The following is an 18,268-nucleotide window of genomic DNA, read 5'->3' on the forward strand; positions in this document are numbered from 1 at the left end:
ATTGTGCAAACTTTTGGTAAGCAGTAGGCTCGTCGAACAGGTTCAATGTAACACCTCTTAACAGGTGTTTCAAATACAATACACCTTTGAAAGACAAGATTCTTCTAACAGTGTCAGTAGGTTGTGCACCTTTCTGCAACCAACGCAATGCCTTTTCGGTATCGATGTTGATAGAAGCTGGAACTGTTAAAGGATTGTAAGTACCGATTTTTTGGATGAATTTACCATCTCTTGGTGCGCGCGCATCGGCAACTACGATAAAATAGAAGGGTCTCTTCTTCGCGCCATGTCTCTGCAGTCTGATTTTTACTGGCATAAATAAGTCGAGTTATTTTTTGCGAGTTAGGAAATATTGTTTAATTAGGGATGCAAATGTAATCAGTTAGTTGATATTTGCAAAAAAAATTTATGTCATTCTGATCTTCTAGCGCATCATTCCCTTCAAACCCTTGCCGCCACCGCCAAATTTATTCATCATTTTCATCATCTGCCGCATCTGTTCAAACTGCTTCATGAACTGATTGACATCCTGGATGTCTTTTCCGGCTCCTTTAGCAATACGTTTGCGACGGCTTCCGTCGATCATATCCGGATCAGCGCGCTCTGCCTTGGTCATAGAGTTGATCATGGCTTCAATGCCTTTAAAAGCGTCGTCGCTGATATCCAGGTCCTTCACTGCCTTACCTACGCCTGGAATCATGCCCATCAAGTCTTTCAGGTTACCCATTTTCTTGATCTGCTGTAACTGTTCCTTGAAATCGTCGAAATCGAACTGGTTCTGGCGGATTTTCTTTTCCAGCTTTTTAGCCTGTTCTTCGTTGAACTGTGCCTGGGCGCGTTCTACGAGGGTGGTGATATCACCCATGCCGAGGATACGCTGCGCCATACGCTCAGGGTAGAAAACATCGAGGGTATCGAGTTTTTCGCCCATACTTACAAACTTGATAGGCTTTTCTACCGTGTATTTGATCGTAAGGGCCGCACCACCGCGGGTATCACCATCGAGCTTGGTCAGTACCACCCCGGTAAAGTCGAGGCGATCGTTGAAGGCTTTGGCCGTATTTACGGCATCCTGACCGGTCATGGAATCCACGACAAACAGGATTTCGTTTGGCTTCACAGCGGCCTTTACAGCGGCTACTTCGGTCATCATCTGTTCATCTACCGCCAAACGGCCGGCAGTATCTATGATGATAATGTTGAAGTTATTGGCCTTTGCGTGCTTGATAGCGTTTTCAGCAATCTGCACCGCGTTTTTATTTTCCGGTTCGCTATATACCTCTACCCCAATCTGTTCTCCCAGTACCTTCAGCTGATCAATCGCCGCGGGGCGGTAAATATCGGCTGCTACCAGCAGGGCCTTTTTATTTTTCTTGGTTTTGAGATAACTGGCCAGTTTCCCGGAGAAGGTAGTCTTACCGGAACCCTGTAAACCTGCTATCAGCACGACGGAAGGATTGCTTTTGATATCGAAGTCGGCTTCGGTACCACCCATCAGGGTTACCAGTTCGTCCTTCACAATCTTAACCATCAACTGTCCGGGAGAAATGGAAGTCAATACCTTCTCTCCCAAAGCTGTATCCTTTACTTTATCAGTAAATTCCTTGGCAATTTTATAGTTTACATCCGCATCCACCAATGCACGACGGATCTCTTTAACGGTAGAAGCGATATTTATTTCGGAAATCCGGCCTTCTCCTTTAAGCTGTTTAAACGCGGAATCGAGTCTCTCTGATAATGATTCAAACATTGTTGGTATTTTAAACGGATTGCAAAAGTATATTTTTTTTGGGTTATTTGCACGCAAAGACGGAGAGAAGCAAAGAAGCAGAGAGGATTTCCTTTGCTCCTTTGCTTCTCTCCGTCTTTGCGTGCAAATAAAACAGCGAAGACAATGACGGACTACCGTCATCATCTTCGCTGGCTAAAATCTTATACAATCAACTAAATAGCGTCTTTTTCGTGGCAGAAGAGCTGCCTATCCCAGGTAGTTGCGGAGCAACTTGCTTCTGGACGTGGTTCTTAACTTGGTAATAGCTTTATCCTTAATCTGGCGAACACGTTCGCGGGTCAGTCCAAACTTTTCGCCAATATCTTCGAGTGACATGGGATGTTCTACGGCGATACCGAAGTACAGCATGATCACGTCTTTCTGACGATCGGTTAACGTGGAGAGGGAACGCTCAATTTCGCGGCGGAGCGAGTCGTGGTGGTCCAGTTCCTCATCTGCGCTTACTGCGTTCGGATTTTCCAGTACATCCAGCAGGGAATTGTCTTCCCCATCGATAAATGGTGCATCCATGGATACGTGACGGGCAGCCACACCGAGGGTAGCTTCTACTTCATCCGTATTAATTTCCAGGATGGTGGCCAGTTCATCAGGAGATGGTTCTCTTTCATATTCCTGTTCCAGCTGGGAATACGCCTTGCTGATCTTATTGCTCAGACCCACTTTATTGAGTGGCAGGCGAACAATCCTGGATTGCTCTGCCAGCGCCTGGAGAATAGATTGACGAATCCACCATACGGCGTAGGAAATGAATTTAAAACCGCGCGTTTCATCAAAACGTTGAGCAGCTTTAATTAACCCGAGATTCCCCTCGTTGATCAGGTCACTGAGCGACAGGCCCTGGTTCTGGTACTGTTTCGCAACGGATACCACAAAGCGAAGGTTGGCTTTAGTAAGCTTCTCCAATGCTCTCTGATCGCCCTGCTTGATCCGGATAGCCAGGTTTACCTCTTCTTCCGGCGTAATTAAATCCACTTTCCCAATCTCCTGCAAGTACTTCTCCAGGGACTGAGATTCCCTGTTGGTAATGGATTTAGTGATTTTAAGTTGGCGCATTGACATAAAGTCGGAACAGTTACAGGTTAATAAAAAGTTAAGATTTGATGAATGCCTGACAAAAATAACTTTTTTTAGAAAGCCACCAAAAAAAATCTCTTGTTCTTAAATCATTTCCAAATAAAATCGATTGATCATTAAGTGCTTGCAATTCTCGCGGAAATTCGCCACTATAAAGGCGGAAGCATAAAGCCAATTATATACGGGATTTTAATATTTATAAAAATAGATATATGTATAGTTTTATTAAGGTGTGTAAAGTTTTTGTGTACACTATAAAAAAAAACCGTAAATTATTTTGACAGAGTAAAATATTTTCTATAATTGCAACTGGATGATATTGATTTACTAATTATTTGAGAGATGTCCAAGAAAGTGCTTTATGAATTAGAATTTCCGGTTAGATGCTCCCCCGGTATCCTGTATGAATTCTTATCTACACCCGCTGGCTTACAGGAGTGGTTCGCAGATAGGGTTGACTTCAGGGACAATGTCTTTTCCTTTTCATGGAATGGCACCGCGGAAGAAGCCGAAGTAATCGAACAGGAAGAAGATGAGTTCATCCGGCTGCACTGGACGCATGCTCCCAAAGATGAATATTTTGAGTTCCGTATACAAATTTCTGAAGTAACGAATGAGACTATCCTGGTAGTAAAAGATTTCGCAGAGAAGAAAGAGGTGAAGGACCAAAGTCAGTTATGGGAATACCAGGTGAAAGATCTCTTTCACCGCATCGGCAGCTAAGCTCCCCTCTTCCCGTTGAGAATATTGAGTAGCGTAGCGTATGCCTCTACCACCTCAGTTATTATTTCGCCCCAATGACCGATCACGAAAGGTTTAGCCAACTTAATGAAATGATTGTGGCTAACCATCGTCTTCCACTCATCTAAACTATACGTATCTATGAAACGGTAATTTCCATTTTCGAAATCATGCTCCCAGGGATCCTCCGGCAGGTATACCTGGAAACCAGCTTGTGCCAGCGCTGCATATCCTTCTTCCAGTACGGTATGGAAACGTGCTTTTACTTTGCCCCCCAGGTGCAGGGTAGCACTAAAGTAATGTCCCCACCAGAACATGGTCCGGAAGGCAAATATCTCTTCTTTATTGAAATACCTTGGATAATCCAGCATCACCCAGGGCAGACCTTTGTATTGCTCCCCTTTCGATATCTTCCCTCCCTGTAACAACCATTCGGGCGCAAACGGAAAATCCGTTTCCCGGTCATACGCCGCCAGCGCTTCCTGTACACCCCCCATTAGTCCCATCACCTTCTCTATTGCACTGTTTTTCAAGCGAATAAAATGCGTACTGCTGACAATAGCCGCTTCTTCGGGCGTTAAATCTGAATTTTCCATATAATTTTAACGGTATTTTCAGGTCCTCCTGACCACTCCTTTAGGAAATCGTGCTAACTTTACTGTTTAGTAGCATCCTGGTAACCATTCATACAAATATCAGGATTCCATTTTTTTTAATATTGCATTATCAGTGAAAAAACTCGACAAACTCATTATAAGAACTTTTCTGGGTCCTTTTATTGCCACTTTTTTCGTCACCCTATTCGTACTGGTAATGCAGTTCCTGTGGAAATATGTTGACGACCTGGTTGGCAAAGGCCTGGATACTATGGTGATTATACAACTAATTGCCTATACCAGTGCTACGCTGGTTACCCTGGCCCTTCCATTAGCAGTACTGCTGTCTTCCATTATGACTTTTGGAAATCTTGGAGAAAGCTTTGAGCTGGTGGCCCTGAAATCGTCTGGTATTTCACTGTTGCGCTTTATCCGTCCCCTGCTCGCCGTATGCAGCGTTATCGCTGTCCTGGCGTTTTTATTCGCCAATTATGTGATCCCCGTCGCCAACCTTCAGGCCAAGTCCCTGCTATACGATATCACCTACGCCAAACCGGCATTTAATATTAAATCGGGCGTTTTCTTTAAAGATATCCCGGATTATACGATCAAAGTAGCCCAGAAAGATAAAGATAACCAGACCATTCACCAGGTGATGATCATCGATCACCAGAACAATAATGCCATGATCCTGGCCGACAAAGGACAGATGGTACTCACCGCCAACAAACGCTTTCTCTATTTTATCCTGGAAAATGGCTGGAGATACGAAGAGAGGGGCAACCGGGGCTATACTGTTCCCGGCGACATGATCAGGCAAGGTTTTAAAAGATATACCAAGGCATTTGACCTCAGTTCTTTTGCATTCAACCGGCTAAACATGGACCTTTTTGCCTCTAACCAGCAAATGCTGAATGTGCGGCAACTGGATATGGCAATAGATTCTATGCAGAAAGCAGAGAAACAATTCAGTAAAACCGTAAATTCGTATGTAACCGTACGTTATCCTTTCTTCAAATGGAAAGACAGCGCCTGGGCAGCCAGTGCGCCCCCTTTGAAAGAAAAAGAGTTTGCAGCCATCATACCTCAAAAGAGTGTACGTAATGTGCTCGAACGCGCGGAACAAACCGTACGGGAAACACAGAGTTCGCTGGATCAGCCTACCCTGGAATATGAAGACAAACACAACCTGATACTCATGCACAAGGTAGAGTGGCAGCGTAAGTTTACCCTGGCTGCCGCGTGCGTCGTAATGTTCCTGATCGGCGCTCCGCTGGGTTCTATTATCCGGAAAGGCGGACTAGGTACCCCCCTGGTGTTTGCCGTGATCTTCTTTGTGATCTTCAACGTGTTCTTCATGATCGGGGAAAAGATGGCCAGGAGCGGCGTGATGTATACCTGGTCGGGCATGTGGCTATCCAACCTGGTGCTGCTGCCTATTGCAGGTTTTCTAATTGTTAAAGCCATGAATGATTCACAGCTTTTTAATAAAGAATACTATTTTCGCGTTATTCAGAATATGAAAAAATTTCTGGGGAAATTTAAGAAGAAGAACGTTCTGAAAACGATTTAATAAAAGACAACCTACAAGTTTAAAACCTACAGAATTGAAAACGCTGATTACACTGTTCAGGAAGAATATTTACTTCTTTCTGCCCTTCCTACTATGGTTGATTGTAGGAGGTGTGATGCTGGCAACTTATAGCCAGCGGGAATTGTTCCTGGGTATTAACGGAGAACACTCCGAGTGGGCCGACGTGCTGGTAACCGGTCTTACTTACCTGGGCGATGGTATTATGTTTGGAATTGTATTATTCCTGATGCTGGTGACCCAACGCTTCAGGCTATTCTTTATTGGATTGGCCGTGCTTTTGTTGGTAACCCTGATCGTACAGGTAGCCAAACATTATTTTAATGCACCAAGACCTATCAGCTACTTTGGTGATGAAACCGCCACCCTGGTACACACCGTAAGATGGGTAAGTGTACACAGCAGTTGCAGCTTTCCTTCCGGCCATTCTGCTGCCGCTTTTGGCATGTTTAGTTTTCTTGCCCTGATCTGGAACAATAAAAAGACCGGATTACTGTTCTTTATAATGGGGATCTGTGCTGCTTATTCCCGCATTTACCTGGCACAGCACTTTTTTGCCGACGTTTATGCAGGTAGCATAGTAGGTACGTTAAGTACAGTGATTGTATACGGATTCTTTAAATTCAGACATACCACCTCCTCCCCGGAAGTTTGCGCGGAAGCGCTATTACAGGCGAATACAACTACTTAAACAATATTTAAATATTAACTGTCAAAAGGATTACGCATACCCCCCAAGGGGTATGTGTAGTCCAGCTTTTTTTTTAAAATCTGTCATGAAATACCTGCTGATTGCTATAGTGGCTGCTTTATTATTCATCCCCTTTCTGGGTGCTGTACATTTGTTTGACTGGGACGAAATCAACTTTGCGGAGGCAGCCAGGGAAATGATTGTCAGCCATCACTTCAGCCAGGTACAAATCGACTTCCGCCCCTTTTGGGAAAAACCACCTTTATTTATATGGATGCAGGCCGGCAGCATGATGCTGTTTGGTGTAAACGACTTCGCAGCCCGCTTTCCCAATGCCATCATGGGTATTGCCACATTGGTAACCCTGTTTACCATTGGTAAAAAGCTCGCAGACGACCGGCTGGGTTTCTGGTGGGCATTGGTGTATGCCGGCTCCTGGCTCCCCCACTTCTACTTTAAGTCGGGCATCATCGATCCTACTTTCAACTTTTTTATTTTCCTGGCTATTTACTTTGCCTACAGGATAGGCTATCACCATAAGCCGGCCCGTATGGCTATTTTCAGCGGACTTTTCCTGGGCCTGGCAGTGCTCACCAAAGGCCCCGTGGCCATATTGGTAGCTCTATTAACCCTGCTGGTATACTGGATCTGGAACAAAGGAAAAATCAGTATCCGTTTTGCTCACCTGGGTTTAATTGCCTTGTTTGCCAGCATCACCACCCTGCTGTGGTTTGGCTACGAAATTATTGCACATGGGTGGTGGTTTGTGAATGAGTTTGTAGCCTACCAGATCCGGTTATTGACTACAGAAGATGCCGGACACGGAGGCCCTTTCTTTTATCATTGGGTCGTGCTGCTGATTGGGTGCTTCCCGGCCAGTACCTTCCTGTTCACCTATCTCCGGAAAAGAAAAAAAACAATATATACTACCTCAGCTGCCACTGAAATAAAGGATTTCAAAGTATGGATGTGGGTAATGTTCTGGGTAGCGTTGATCCTGTTTTCTATTGTTAAAACAAAGATTGTCCATTATTCTTCCCTGTGTTACTTCCCGCTGTCATTCCTGGCCGCCTGGCAGGTATACAAACTTGCTGAAGGTAAACTGCAGCTACGCGGCTGGAATATCGCACTGTTGTTATTTGTGGGAATTGTACTGGGATTGGCTATTGCCCTATTACCACTGGTAGGCATATACAAAGATCTGTTGATACCTTATGTAGATAAATTTGCGGCGGGGAACCTCCAGGCTGCAGTTTCCTGGTCGCCCGCAGAAATGGCGTATGGCATCAGTTATATTATCCTGGTGGTCATCAGCGGGAGTTTACTGATGCGCCGTAAGGTAACTAATGGGTTGCTCTGCCTCTTTATCAGCTCTATTATCGTTATCCAGGTATCGGTATTGCATTTTGTTCCCAAAATAGAGGCTTATTCCCAGCGGGCAGCGATTGATTATTTTATTTCCTTACAGGGCAAGGATGTATATGTAAAAGCGTTGGGGTATCACAGTTATGCCCAGCATTATTATACCCGGGAGCAACCACATAGCAATAAAAACTATTACAATGAAAATTGGCTGCTGAATGGGCAGATTGATAAGCCTGCTTATTTTATTTGTCGTGTTACAGATAGTGAGCCTTACCGGCATCATCCCAACCTGGAGGTGATTGGGGAGAAAAACGGGTTTGTGTTCCTGAAGCGTAAATAATAACAGCTATTTCAATATAAATGCAACAGCCCTCCCAATGTGAGGGCTGTTGCATTTATAAGATAAGCGTTTATACGGCAGCGTTATAACGTTTCTCCACTTCACTCCAGTTAACCACGTTCCAGAATGCGTTGATATAATCCGGACGCACGTTGTGGTATTTCAGATAATAGGCATGTTCCCAAACGTCGAGGCCGAGGATAGGAGTACCTTTTATTTTTACAATATTGTGCATCAGGGGATTGTCCTGGTTGGGTGTGTTGGTTATCACCAGTTTCTTTTCTGGTGTAACTATCAGCCATGCCCAGCCGGAGCCGAAAACGGTTTTAGCAGCGTCATTGAATTTGGTCTGGAACGCTTCCCAGGTACCAAATTCCTTGTTGATAGCGGCTTTCAGTTTATCGGAAGGCGTTTGTTTCTGGGGCGACAGGAGTGTCCAGAACAGGGAGTGGTTGTAGTGGCCACCGCCGTTGTTGCGTACCGCTTTGTCGGCGTCGGTCACTTTGTTGAGTATTTGTTCCAGTGTCAGGGCTTCAAAGGCAGAACCTTTTACAGCTTCGTTCAGATTTTTTACGTAAGCCCCGTGATGCTTGTCGTGGTGGATTTCCATGGTCATTTTATCGATGGAAGGTTCCAGGGCATCGTAGCCGTAAGGCAGTGCGGGCAGAACAAAAGGGGCTTTAGGATCGGCTAATGCCGGCTGTCCGGATACAGAAGAAGTAGCCAGGCTGCTTAATGGTCTGCTTAAAATAGCGGCACCTGCGAGGCTGGTAAGCTTGAGAAATTCTCTCTTATCCATATTTATTTTTTTAAATATAATTATTGTAAGCGAAGTTAGGTGCCAAAAGGCCTCAAATATTAAACCAATATCTCTGTGGTGGGAAGAGACGAAAAGAAATATTAGAACTAAGGTAAAAGTATAAAAACAGTAATTTAATATCAAAATAATCAAAAACTTTTATCAAGTTTTCATATTAAATTACTATTTTACCTTACATTCATATAATAATTACAATATTGATTGTATTGTAGTTATTTATTGAATGCCAGACAATTTATCCCGGGCCTGGCAGGTAAGTTAAGAACGCCTGTTCATTAACCCGCCAAAGCCAACAAACCGACTACATAATAATAATAAATTTATAATATAAAAGCAACATATTTACGAGAGTAAAGGACCTTGCTTGTCACAGCGATCATACAGGAACATATAGTGCGATCAGGTCAGGCACCATTTTGCAAAAGCAGGAAATATGATACAAGACTACCTCAGGCAACAGGTTGAAAGCAAAGACTACCAACCTGTTTTTTATGATTTGAAGAATGCACAAGACCTTCATACCTTTGAGGCCCTTTTGAAATCCCGGCCGTATATCCGCATCAACGACGAAATTTATTCACAATTAAGGGAGCTGATGAAAATCAGGAATCCTACTAAGCGCCTGACAGCAGCTGAATATGATGAAAAAGTACAGGCTTACCTGGATGGAGTGGAGATAGAAAAATTTGGCGTTTGGGTATATTATCCCTGGAATAACCAGGTGGTTCACCTGGTAAACGAGGCAGATTTTATTGAGTTACGTACCAGCAGGAACCAGCATAAAATCACCGCGGCAGAAATTGCCGTGTTGTCTAAAAAGAAAATAGGCATTGTGGGTTTATCGGTAGGACAATCGATCGCATTAACCCTGGTGATGGAACGTTTATGCGGAGAATTACGACTGGCAGATTTCGACAGGCTGGAGCTGACTAATATGAACAGGATCCGTTGTGGCGTACACAATCTCCAGGTGCCCAAAGTAGTGATTGCGGCGCGGGAGATTGCAGAACTGGACCCGTTCATAAAGGTAAAGATCTACGAAGATGGCATGACAGAGGCTAACATGGACGACTTCTTCACCGCAGGCGGCGTACTCGACATTTTTATAGAAGAGTGTGATGGCGTTGACATTAAGATATTGAGCAGAATAAAGGCAAAAGAGCTTAAAATCCCTGTGGTGATGGAAATGAATGACCGTGGGATGATAGATATTGAACGTTTTGACCTGGAACCGGAGAGGCCGTTAATGCATGGCCTGATTCCTGAAGTGGACATTCCAACGCTCCGGGGGCTGACCGACGCAGAAAAGCTGCCGATCTTCAGTCCTATGCTGGCATTGGACAACGCTTCTGCCAGGATGAAATTTTCATTGGGAGAAATTGGAAAAACCATTACCACCTGGCCTCAACTGGCTTCATCTGTGGTATTGGGAGGCGCACTGGTGGCCGACACATGTCGTCGTATAGCCCTGGATCAGTTTAAAAATTCAGGCAGGTATTATGTAGATTTTGAGCAGTTGATTGTTTAACGTACTTACGCCTTGTATAAGCGCTATTCCGCAATGTCATGATTAATGTAAGGGTATTTAGGGCTCCGGATGATCCTGAGGCCTGTATGAGGTTTTATACAGGGCATCTCAAGCTGCTGGAAATTTATTTTGGTATAGCCCAGGTAACATCCGGCAGTGCTGATTGGATGCAACACGAAAACACGATCGTGATCATTGTTGAGGACGAAACCCGTACCAAGACATATGGAGGCGCGCGCGTACAGGTAGCCGATGGTAAGTTACCACTTCCCATTGAAACGGCTATCGGCAAATATGATCCAAGGATATATTCTTACATAAAAAAAGGCAGTGCAGAGATCTGTGGTATGTGGAATTCCAAAGAAGTAGCAGGAATGGGAATAGGTAGCCAGGTACTGGCCAGGGTAGGCGTAGTACTTGGTGCCCAGCTGCCAATCGATACCTACCACGTTTTGTGTGCTCCGATTACGGCACGGGTAGGTAAACGGGTAGGATTTATTATCGATGAATCGTTGGGAAATAATGGTACTTTCTTCTATCCTAAAGACGACTTCCTGGCAACCGCTATGGTGATTACCGACCCATTCAGCCTGCCACATGCTGATCCTAAAGAAAAGCTACTCATTTCAGACCTGCGGGAAAATCCCATGCAGACTAAAATAGAAGTAGGACCCAAGGGGAGCTATGATGTAAATTATAGCCTCAAAATCCCCTCTCCTGTTCATTCAACTCCCTGATTAAAATGATTATTAAAAAATAACATAAATTCAAGCCTTATTTAATCTCAGCATTGATGTTGTCCAAGCTTGTTATTTTGTGGTCTATATTTACCTTATCTTTTCTGTTACATATAACAGCACAACCTGTTGTATTTAAAAATTCACAGGATCTGCTGCAGATAGGCAGGCACCTTGAACTTTACACGGATAAGGGCAATTCTCTTACCATTGAACAGGCCCGGCAACAAGCTTTCAAACCTTCGGGGCAGGAAGTGCCCAACCTGCAGATTACGCCCTATACCCAATGGGCCAGGTTTTCAATCCACAATGCATCCAATACCAACCAGCTGATGCTGGAAGTGGAATATCCCATTATAGATGATATTACGCTCTTCGAAATATTGCCCGATGAGCAGGTGAAAAGCACCCGGCTGGGAGAGTTTACCCGGTATAAAGACCGGGGCTATGATCACCAGAACTACCAGTTTCGTATAAACATACCCGTTAATGAAACCCGGCAATATTACCTGAAGGTAAAGGCGGGAGAACAGCTACAGCTTCCCGTTTACCTGGGTACAACCAATACAGTGGCTGAAAAAAACAACAAGCGGGAACTGATATTTGGCATATACGTGGGCGTTGCTTTGGCAATGATCTTCTATAACCTCTTCATATATGTATCTACCCGGGACAATAGCTACCTGATTTACGTGAGTTATATCTTCTTTACAGCCCTTACCCAAGTTACCCTGCAGGGATATTCCTTTCGCTTCCTGTATCCCAACAGTTCCTGGCTGGCGATGCACGCCACAGCACTGGTACCGGTATTCAACGGGCTGGCAGCGGTTACGTTTATCCAGCAATTTTTATCTACCAAAGAAAATTTCCCGATAGGTAACAAAATACTTAATATCATCCTGGTCATGTACATGGTGGTATTTATCCCCACCTTCCTGGGGATGTATGACTATGCACAAATCCTGGTACAGCTGGATGCATTCCTGGCATCGGTGATGGCCTTTGTGGTAGCGCTTCGTATCAGTTCCAGGGGTGTTCCGGCAGCCAGGTTCTTCCTGCTGGCATGGTCCATATTCCTGGCCAGTGTAGTGATTTTTGTACTGCGTAACTTTAACGTACTTCCTTACAATAACTTTACTTACTATGCCCTGCAGATAGGATCCGCCCTGGAAGTACTGTTGCTGTCTTTCGCGCTGGCACATAAGATCAACGTTTTCAAGGCAGAAAAAGAAGCGTCTCAACAAATGGCACTGGCCATTTCACAGGAAAACGAGCGATTGGTAAGAGAACAAAATATCATCCTGGAAACCAAGGTAAGAGATCGGACGGAAGACCTCCAAGCAACCAACCTGGAGCTGAATACCGCGTTAACCAACCTGAAAGATGCTCAGACCCAACTGGTAGAAAAGGAAAAAATGGCATCGCTGGGTCAGCTCACCGCCGGTATTGCGCACGAAATCAATAACCCAATCAATTTCGTGACCTCCAATATCAAACCACTGAAATTGGATATCGCTGACCTGAAGGAGTTGCTGGAACGATATGGCTCATTGAATGATAGTACTTCCGATATTCCTAAGGTATTGGCAGAGATAGAATCGTTTAAGAAGGAAATCGATATCGATTATATACACGAAGAAATTACTTCCCTGATAAAGGGTATCGAAGATGGCGCCACCCGGACTGCTGAAATCGTAAAGGGATTACGCACCTTCAGCCGCCTCGATGAAAGCGATGTAAAATCTATCGATATCCACGAGGGACTGGATTCTACGCTGGTACTGCTTCGCAATGCCATCCCGTCTTATGTGAGTATTGTAAAAGAATATGGCAACCTGCCCAAGATTGAATGTTATGCAGGCAAGATCAACCAGGTATTCATGAACATTTTCTCGAATGCATTGAATGCTATTAAATCCAAGAAAGAATATCACAACGAATCTATTACCATCAAAACGGCCCTTGAGCGTGAGTTTGTGATCATTACCATCAAAGACAGTGGTATTGGTATGTCGGAAAGTGTACGCGAAAAAATATTCGACCCCTTCTTTACGACCAAGGACGTGGGAGAAGGTACCGGCCTCGGCTTATCCATTGTATTCAGCATTATAGAAAAGCATAAGGGAAAGATTATAGTGAATTCTGCCCCGGGAGAAGGAGCGGAATTTATTATATATTTACCGCTCGATATAACAAATCATTTATCGTAACCATAAGGTCTTTCAATGAAAGAAAACCGTATTAGAATATTATACATCGATGATGAAATTCATAACCTGAATGCATTCAAAGCAGGCTTTCGCAGAAGTTATGAAATTTATACGGCTTCTTCGGCACAGGAAGGAAAACTGCTGCTGAAAGAGATCATGGTGCATATTATTATCGCAGACCAGAAAATGCCTGTTACCACCGGGGTGGAATTTTTCAACGAAATTAAAGAAGTCCTCCCCGACCCCGTGCGTATCCTGCTCACGGGTTATACCGACGTAGAAGATATTATAGATGCCATCAACAAAGGGCACATCTACTCCTATATCAAGAAGCCGTGGGATGAGCATGAACTGCATAGAACCATCAATAACGCTTACGAAATATACCGGACACGTAAACAACTCAGGGAGAAAATTGAAGAGCTGGAAAAAACCAACGATGAGTTAAACCGGTTTATTTACTCTACCTCTCATGACCTGCGTTCCCCTCTGATGTCTGTACTGGGAATTATTAATCTCTCCCGGCTGGATAATTCAGTGGTCGACCCCAATGGCTATATAAATATGGTCGAGAGCTGTGTACTGAAGCTGGATGATTTTATTCAAAAGATTATTGAATACTACCGGAATTCGCGGCTGGAGGTAGAATACGAAAAAATTGACTTCAGCAGTTTGCTGTCTGATTGCATCACTGCATTTAAACCGCAGAATACCCAGATACTTTTTCAAACCCAGGTAGACCAGGCAGTAGATTTCCGGGGAGATACGTTCAGGATCAGTGTTATTTTGAACAATCTCATATCAAACGCTGTTAAGTACCAAAAGCCGGAGGAAGCCAACCCTATGGTAAACCTGGCCGTAAAAGTAGAACCGCACAAGGCTACTATTTGCATTCGTGACAATGGTATTGGTATTTTGAGCGAGCATTTGAATAATATCTTCAAGATGTTCTTCCGATCCAAAAACAACAATAAACCGGGCAGTGGTATTGGCTTATACATTGTGAAAGAGGCACTGAGTAAAATCGGCGGCACCATTAATGTAGAGTCAAAATATGGCGAAGGCACCCAATTTGAAATTACCATCCCCAACAGAAATGAATTCGATACCTGACCTGCGTGTCATATTAATTGACGACAATGAGATTGATTTGTTACTGCATGAAAAGTTGATCGGGATTCAACAAATCAGCAGAACGGTACTATCATTTGTCAATGCCAACAAAGCATTGGAATTCCTGTCTTCCAATATTGCCTTACCTAAAATCCCTCCTACCGTTATACTCCTGGACATACAGATGCCGGAAATGGATGGCTTTGAATTTTTGCAGGCATTTGATGCCTACCCACAAAAGATCAAATCCCAATGCCATATCATTATGGTGTCTTCTTCCCTTGATTATGGCGATATTACCCGCACCAACGCCAACCCGATGGTAGTTAAATTACTTCGCAAACCCTTGCTGTTAAAGGATTTGAAAGAAGCTGTGGAAGGAATTTTTAAAGATTTTATATAAAATGTTGGTGTTTTCAGGAAAAGATATATTTTTGCACTCCCGAAAGGGGAAATTGAAATGAGGGGGATTAGCTCATCTGGTAGAGCGCAAGCATGGCATGTTTGAGGTGATCGGTTCGAGTCCGATATCCTCCACCTGATTTAGAAACCCGCGCAATGCGCGGGTTTTCTGTTTTATATATTATCCGTTAGCGGATGCTTTCCCTGCCGGAGCGGCAACACAATAATAAAGGTAGCACCTTCTCCTTCCCGGCTCCTGGCAGTAATAATGCCTCCATGCTTATCGATTACTTTTTTGGCAATGGCCAGCCCAATCCCTGTTCCCTCATATACTTCCGCCGTATGTAACCGCTGAAATATGGTAAATATTTTAGAGAGATATTTTTCATTAAAGCCAATACCGTTGTCCCGGATTATAATACGGCAGTACTGCCCTCCGGAAAAGGCAGCACTGTTGGGATTCAGGTCTGTTACCGTTTCAGCAGTAATTTCCACCCGGGGAGCGATATCTTTCCGGGAAAATTTCAAAGCATTGCTCATGATATTCTGGAAAACCTGCCTCACCTGCCCCGGCACCGCTTCAATCTGGGGCATTTTTTCTACAGCAATCACCGCGCCCCGCTCCAGTATCATTAACTCCAGGTCACTTAAAATTTCATCGATAATGACATTAAACTCCGTGAGCTCGTATATGCTCTCTCCCGAAAGGCGGGAATAGTTCAACAAGTCGTTGATAAGCCTTGCCATACGTTCAGAGGAGCTTACAATCCGCTCCATATACGACAGGGCGCTGGGATTCATCTGTAAAAACTTATCCCTCAGAATAGCTCCAAACAGCTGAATTTTACGCAATGGCTCTTTCAAATCATGTGAAGCCACGGAGGCAAACTGCTGCAGATCGTGGTTGCTGGCCTCCAGCGATTTATTAATTTCCCTCAGCTCTTCGGTCCGTTCTCTTACCTTTTGCTCCAGCATGTCGTTTACCTGCTGCTGATGCGCAATCAGCGCTTCCTGTGCCAGCTTACGCACTTCCACTTCCTCCTTTAGCGACTGATGCATTTGCTTCAATTCCTGCGACTGCTGGTAAAGCCGGGAAAACGTTTTTACTTTCATCAACAGGATATCCGGATCCACCGGTTTGGTGATATAATCTATTCCACCGGAGTCGTATCCCTTTACGATAAATCTTTTATCCTTATTAACCGCTGATAAAAATATGATGGGAATATCTTTGGCTTTACTATGGCCCGACAGGGCTTCCGCTACTTCAAATCCATCCATACTGGGCATCTGCACATCGAGAATAATGAGCGTATAGTTTTGCTTCAATATTTTCCGGAGCGCTTCCTCGCCCGATAAGGCGGTATCGACCTCAAACTGGTACTGTTCCAACGTTTTCCGGATCGATAAAATATTCTCCGGCTTATCATCTACTATTAAAATCATACCGCATTCATTTTACATAAAATCATATCCCACCCATCTCATTTATAAACGCCGCCATCTCGGATGGCTGTAATACAATATCTACAGGCGCCTGCTCCATTGCATGACGTGGCATATAGTCTACTTCCGCCGTGGCAGGGTCCTGTACCGCCGTTGTGCCTCCCGCTTCATGCACGTCCATCAATCCCTCAATTCCATCATTGTTAGCCCCTGATAGCAGGATGGCAGCCATGTTATTGCGGTAGGCCAATGCGGCGGAAGAAAATGTGACATCAATACTGGGCCGGCTGAAATTTACCTTCTCCGAGGCATCCAGGGATAAAGTATGGTCCTTTTCTATCAGTAAATGATAGTCCGCCGGGGCAATGTAAACGACACCCGGTAACAATGGTTCTTTCTCCGGCGCCTCTTTCACCAGCAATACAGTCCTGGTCAACAGCAGGTCGGTCAATAGCGATTCGTAATGACTGGGCCGGTGTAGAACAATGATAATCGCCGCATTGATCGAAGCGTTCAATCCAGGCAACAAGTGCAACACAGGCTGTAGCCCGCCGGCAGAGCCACCTATTACTATTAAATACGGAGCCGTAGTCATAAAGTCATTTTTTTAATATTACAACTGCATTTTCCGCCAGATCTTCTCCCTGTTATCTAACTGTCTGAACTTACGGGTTACACTGGTAAAACTCAGCGTTTCTTTACTCCCTAAGGCCAGGAAGCCCAGCTGTTCCAGGCTATCACTGAATAAAGTAAGAACCCTGTCCTGTAGCTTTTTATTAAAGTAGATCAATACATTCCTGCAAATGATCAACTGGAATTCATTGAAAGAACCATCTGTTACCAGGTTATGCGGCGAGAAAATAATCTTCTCCCCCAGATCTCCCCTGAACTTGGCATACTCGTAATTGGCGGTATAGTAGGATGAAAAATCTTCTCGTCCCCCTGCTTCCATATAATTACGGGAATATTGCTGCATCTGGGACAGGCGGAACATCCCTTTCCTACCTTTCTCCAACACGCTCACATTGATATCGGTGGCATAGATAACAGATTTTTGCAGTAACCCTGCTTCCTTTAGCAAAATGGCAACGGAATATACCTCTTCCCCCGTAGAACATCCTGCATGCCATATCCGGATAGACGGGTAAGTGGCCAATACTGGCAAAACGTGTGTGCGCAAAGCCTGGTAAAAAGAAGGATCACGGAACATCTCCGTTACACTCACCGTAATTTCTTCCACAAAACGCATGGCATACCCCGGATCAGAGATAATACGGTAGCGGTATTCCGCGAAACTGGGGAAACGGTCCACCTGGAACAGGTGATTCACGCGCCGGTTAATCGAAGCAGGCGCATATTCCGTAAAGTCATAACCATACCGCTCCCACACATCGTTGAGTAATACATTTACTTCCTGCTCGCTTATCAGGTTCTTGCTCACTTCTTATTCAGATAAATATTGTTGTAGTTGTAATAGTAACTTGTCTACATCAATAGGTTTTGAAATATAATCATCCGCGCCCGCTTCCAGGCACTTTTCGCGGTCGCCCACCATGGCATTGGCGGTTACCGCAATCACCGGCAACTGCTGATTTCCGGGGAGCGCACGTATAGCCGCCATTGTTTCATATCCGTCTACTTCCGGCATCATAATATCCATCAGCACCAGCCCGATATCGTGGTCTCCCGTGAGCAGATGCAAGGCTTCTGCACAACTGCCAGCAGATAAACAGGGAATAGACCTGGATTTCAACACCGCCTTCAATGCAAAAATATTCCGCGTATCATCATCTACGATCAATACTTGCTTCTTGCCCATAAC

The 18,268-nt window shown here is 44.4% G+C and carries 17 protein-coding genes, 1 tRNA gene and 1 pseudogene; 10 read left to right on the forward strand and 9 right to left on the reverse strand.

Features of this window, described 5'->3' with window-relative positions; genetic code table 11:
• Positions 1-64: 64 nt before the first annotated feature.
• From rpsP to HGH91_RS28700, 3 genes and pseudogenes are all read right to left on the reverse strand, one after another.
• Positions 65-316 (reverse strand): annotated as a pseudogene (rpsP, locus tag HGH91_RS31350) (30S ribosomal protein S16); the annotation flags it as partial.
• 108 nt (positions 317-424) lie between these two features.
• Positions 425-1,750, reverse strand: a complete 1,326-nt coding sequence (ffh, locus tag HGH91_RS28695) for a signal recognition particle protein (RefSeq protein WP_168742693.1) — start codon at positions 1,748-1,750, stop codon at positions 425-427.
• A gap of 228 nt (positions 1,751-1,978) precedes the next feature.
• Positions 1,979-2,845, reverse strand: coding sequence for an RNA polymerase sigma factor RpoD/SigA (locus HGH91_RS28700; RefSeq protein WP_089758842.1), 867 nt, complete (start codon positions 2,843-2,845; stop codon positions 1,979-1,981).
• 363 nt (positions 2,846-3,208) lie between these two features.
• Between HGH91_RS28700 and HGH91_RS28705 the strand changes: the two genes are divergently transcribed.
• Positions 3,209-3,589: an START-like domain-containing protein gene (locus HGH91_RS28705; protein ID WP_145660380.1), complete on the forward strand. Its 381-nt coding sequence runs from the start codon at positions 3,209-3,211 to the stop codon at positions 3,587-3,589.
• Here HGH91_RS28705 and HGH91_RS28710 read toward each other — a convergent pair.
• Positions 3,586-4,203, reverse strand: a complete 618-nt coding sequence (locus tag HGH91_RS28710) for a hypothetical protein (protein ID WP_168742694.1) — start codon at positions 4,201-4,203, stop codon at positions 3,586-3,588. The genes HGH91_RS28705 and HGH91_RS28710 overlap by 4 nt on opposite strands.
• A gap of 133 nt (positions 4,204-4,336) precedes the next feature.
• Between HGH91_RS28710 and HGH91_RS28715 the strand changes: the two genes are divergently transcribed.
• From HGH91_RS28715 to HGH91_RS28725, 3 genes are all read left to right on the forward strand, one after another.
• Positions 4,337-5,776, forward strand: coding sequence for an LptF/LptG family permease (locus tag HGH91_RS28715; protein WP_168742695.1), 1,440 nt, complete (start codon positions 4,337-4,339; stop codon positions 5,774-5,776).
• A gap of 34 nt (positions 5,777-5,810) precedes the next feature.
• Positions 5,811-6,485: a phosphatase PAP2 family protein gene (locus tag HGH91_RS28720; protein ID WP_145660389.1), complete on the forward strand. Its 675-nt coding sequence runs from the start codon at positions 5,811-5,813 to the stop codon at positions 6,483-6,485.
• 85 nt (positions 6,486-6,570) lie between these two features.
• Positions 6,571-8,190: an ArnT family glycosyltransferase gene (locus HGH91_RS28725; protein ID WP_168742696.1), complete on the forward strand. Its 1,620-nt coding sequence runs from the start codon at positions 6,571-6,573 to the stop codon at positions 8,188-8,190.
• Positions 8,191-8,260: 70 nt separating this feature from the next.
• Here the strand turns inward: HGH91_RS28725 and HGH91_RS28730 are convergent, their stop codons facing one another.
• Positions 8,261-8,989: a superoxide dismutase gene (locus HGH91_RS28730; protein ID WP_168742697.1), complete on the reverse strand. Its 729-nt coding sequence runs from the start codon at positions 8,987-8,989 to the stop codon at positions 8,261-8,263.
• Between the two features lie 454 nt (positions 8,990-9,443).
• On the opposite strand from HGH91_RS28730, the gene HGH91_RS28735 reads away from it, so the two are divergent.
• The 6 genes from HGH91_RS28735 to HGH91_RS28760 all read left to right on the forward strand — a co-directional run bounded on the left by HGH91_RS28735 (position 9,444) and on the right by HGH91_RS28760 (position 15,135).
• The gene (locus HGH91_RS28735; protein WP_168742698.1) at positions 9,444-10,538 is read left to right on the forward strand and encodes a ThiF family adenylyltransferase; all 1,095 of its coding nucleotides are present in this window, start codon (positions 9,444-9,446) and stop codon (positions 10,536-10,538) included.
• Between the two features lie 86 nt (positions 10,539-10,624).
• A complete protein-coding gene (locus HGH91_RS28740; RefSeq protein ID WP_246121026.1) occupies positions 10,625-11,275 on the forward strand; it encodes a hypothetical protein in 651 nt (216 codons plus the stop codon).
• 56 nt (positions 11,276-11,331) lie between these two features.
• Positions 11,332-13,485, forward strand: a complete 2,154-nt coding sequence (locus tag HGH91_RS28745; protein ID WP_168742699.1) for a 7TM diverse intracellular signaling domain-containing protein — start codon at positions 11,332-11,334, stop codon at positions 13,483-13,485.
• Between the two features lie 15 nt (positions 13,486-13,500).
• Positions 13,501-14,598, forward strand: a complete 1,098-nt coding sequence (locus HGH91_RS28750) for a sensor histidine kinase (RefSeq protein WP_168742700.1) — start codon at positions 13,501-13,503, stop codon at positions 14,596-14,598.
• Positions 14,582-15,001, forward strand: coding sequence for a two-component system response regulator (locus HGH91_RS28755; protein WP_168742701.1), 420 nt, complete (start codon positions 14,582-14,584; stop codon positions 14,999-15,001). The genes HGH91_RS28750 and HGH91_RS28755 overlap by 17 nt, the downstream gene beginning before the upstream one ends.
• A gap of 61 nt (positions 15,002-15,062) precedes the next feature.
• A tRNA-Ala gene (locus tag HGH91_RS28760) sits at positions 15,063-15,135 on the forward strand.
• Positions 15,136-15,174: 39 nt separating this feature from the next.
• Here the strand turns inward: HGH91_RS28760 and HGH91_RS28765 are convergent.
• Genes HGH91_RS28765 through HGH91_RS28780 form a run of 4 tightly spaced genes read right to left on the reverse strand, consistent with a single transcriptional unit; the run spans position 15,175 to position 18,265 of the window.
• Positions 15,175-16,446 (reverse strand): response regulator, encoded by a 1,272-nt coding sequence (locus HGH91_RS28765; protein WP_168742702.1) that lies wholly within the window; start codon positions 16,444-16,446, stop codon positions 15,175-15,177.
• A 22-nt stretch (positions 16,447-16,468) separates the two neighbouring features.
• Positions 16,469-17,041 (reverse strand): chemotaxis protein CheB, encoded by a 573-nt coding sequence (locus HGH91_RS28770; protein WP_168742703.1) that lies wholly within the window; start codon positions 17,039-17,041, stop codon positions 16,469-16,471.
• An 18-nt stretch (positions 17,042-17,059) separates the two neighbouring features.
• A complete protein-coding gene (locus tag HGH91_RS28775; protein ID WP_317166862.1) occupies positions 17,060-17,887 on the reverse strand; it encodes a protein-glutamate O-methyltransferase CheR in 828 nt (275 codons plus the stop codon).
• A gap of 3 nt (positions 17,888-17,890) precedes the next feature.
• Complete coding sequence (locus tag HGH91_RS28780) at positions 17,891-18,265, reverse strand: response regulator (RefSeq protein WP_168742704.1); 375 nt, start codon at positions 18,263-18,265, stop codon at positions 17,891-17,893.
• Between the last annotated feature and the right edge of the window lie 3 nt (positions 18,266-18,268).

It is taken from the genome of Chitinophaga eiseniae, assembly GCF_012641265.1.
GTDB classification, from domain to species: Bacteria; Bacteroidota; Bacteroidia; order Chitinophagales; family Chitinophagaceae; genus Chitinophaga; species Chitinophaga eiseniae_A.

Coding starts and splice junctions, on each gene's coding strand:
- HGH91_RS28735 (WP_168742698.1), top strand. CDS start 9,444: ATGATACAAGACTACCTCAGGCAACAGGTTGAAAGCAAAGACTACCAA.
- HGH91_RS28745 (WP_168742699.1), top strand. CDS start 11,332: ATGTTGTCCAAGCTTGTTATTTTGTGGTCTATATTTACCTTATCTTTT.
- HGH91_RS28755 (WP_168742701.1), top strand. CDS start 14,582: ATGAATTCGATACCTGACCTGCGTGTCATATTAATTGACGACAATGAG.
- HGH91_RS28725 (WP_168742696.1), top strand. CDS start 6,571: ATGAAATACCTGCTGATTGCTATAGTGGCTGCTTTATTATTCATCCCC.
- HGH91_RS28780 (WP_168742704.1), bottom strand. CDS start 18,265: ATGGGCAAGAAGCAAGTATTGATCGTAGATGATGATACGCGGAATATT.
- HGH91_RS28700 (WP_089758842.1), bottom strand. CDS start 2,845: ATGCGCCAACTTAAAATCACTAAATCCATTACCAACAGGGAATCTCAG.
- HGH91_RS28765 (WP_168742702.1), bottom strand. CDS start 16,446: ATGATTTTAATAGTAGATGATAAGCCGGAGAATATTTTATCGATCCGG.
- ffh (WP_168742693.1), bottom strand. CDS start 1,750: ATGTTTGAATCATTATCAGAGAGACTCGATTCCGCGTTTAAACAGCTT.
- HGH91_RS28740 (WP_246121026.1), top strand. CDS start 10,625: ATGAGGTTTTATACAGGGCATCTCAAGCTGCTGGAAATTTATTTTGGT.
- HGH91_RS28730 (WP_168742697.1), bottom strand. CDS start 8,989: ATGGATAAGAGAGAATTTCTCAAGCTTACCAGCCTCGCAGGTGCCGCT.
- HGH91_RS28705 (WP_145660380.1), top strand. CDS start 3,209: ATGTCCAAGAAAGTGCTTTATGAATTAGAATTTCCGGTTAGATGCTCC.
- HGH91_RS28770 (WP_168742703.1), bottom strand. CDS start 17,041: ATGACTACGGCTCCGTATTTAATAGTAATAGGTGGCTCTGCCGGCGGG.
- HGH91_RS28710 (WP_168742694.1), bottom strand. CDS start 4,203: ATGGAAAATTCAGATTTAACGCCCGAAGAAGCGGCTATTGTCAGCAGT.
- HGH91_RS28750 (WP_168742700.1), top strand. CDS start 13,501: ATGAAAGAAAACCGTATTAGAATATTATACATCGATGATGAAATTCAT.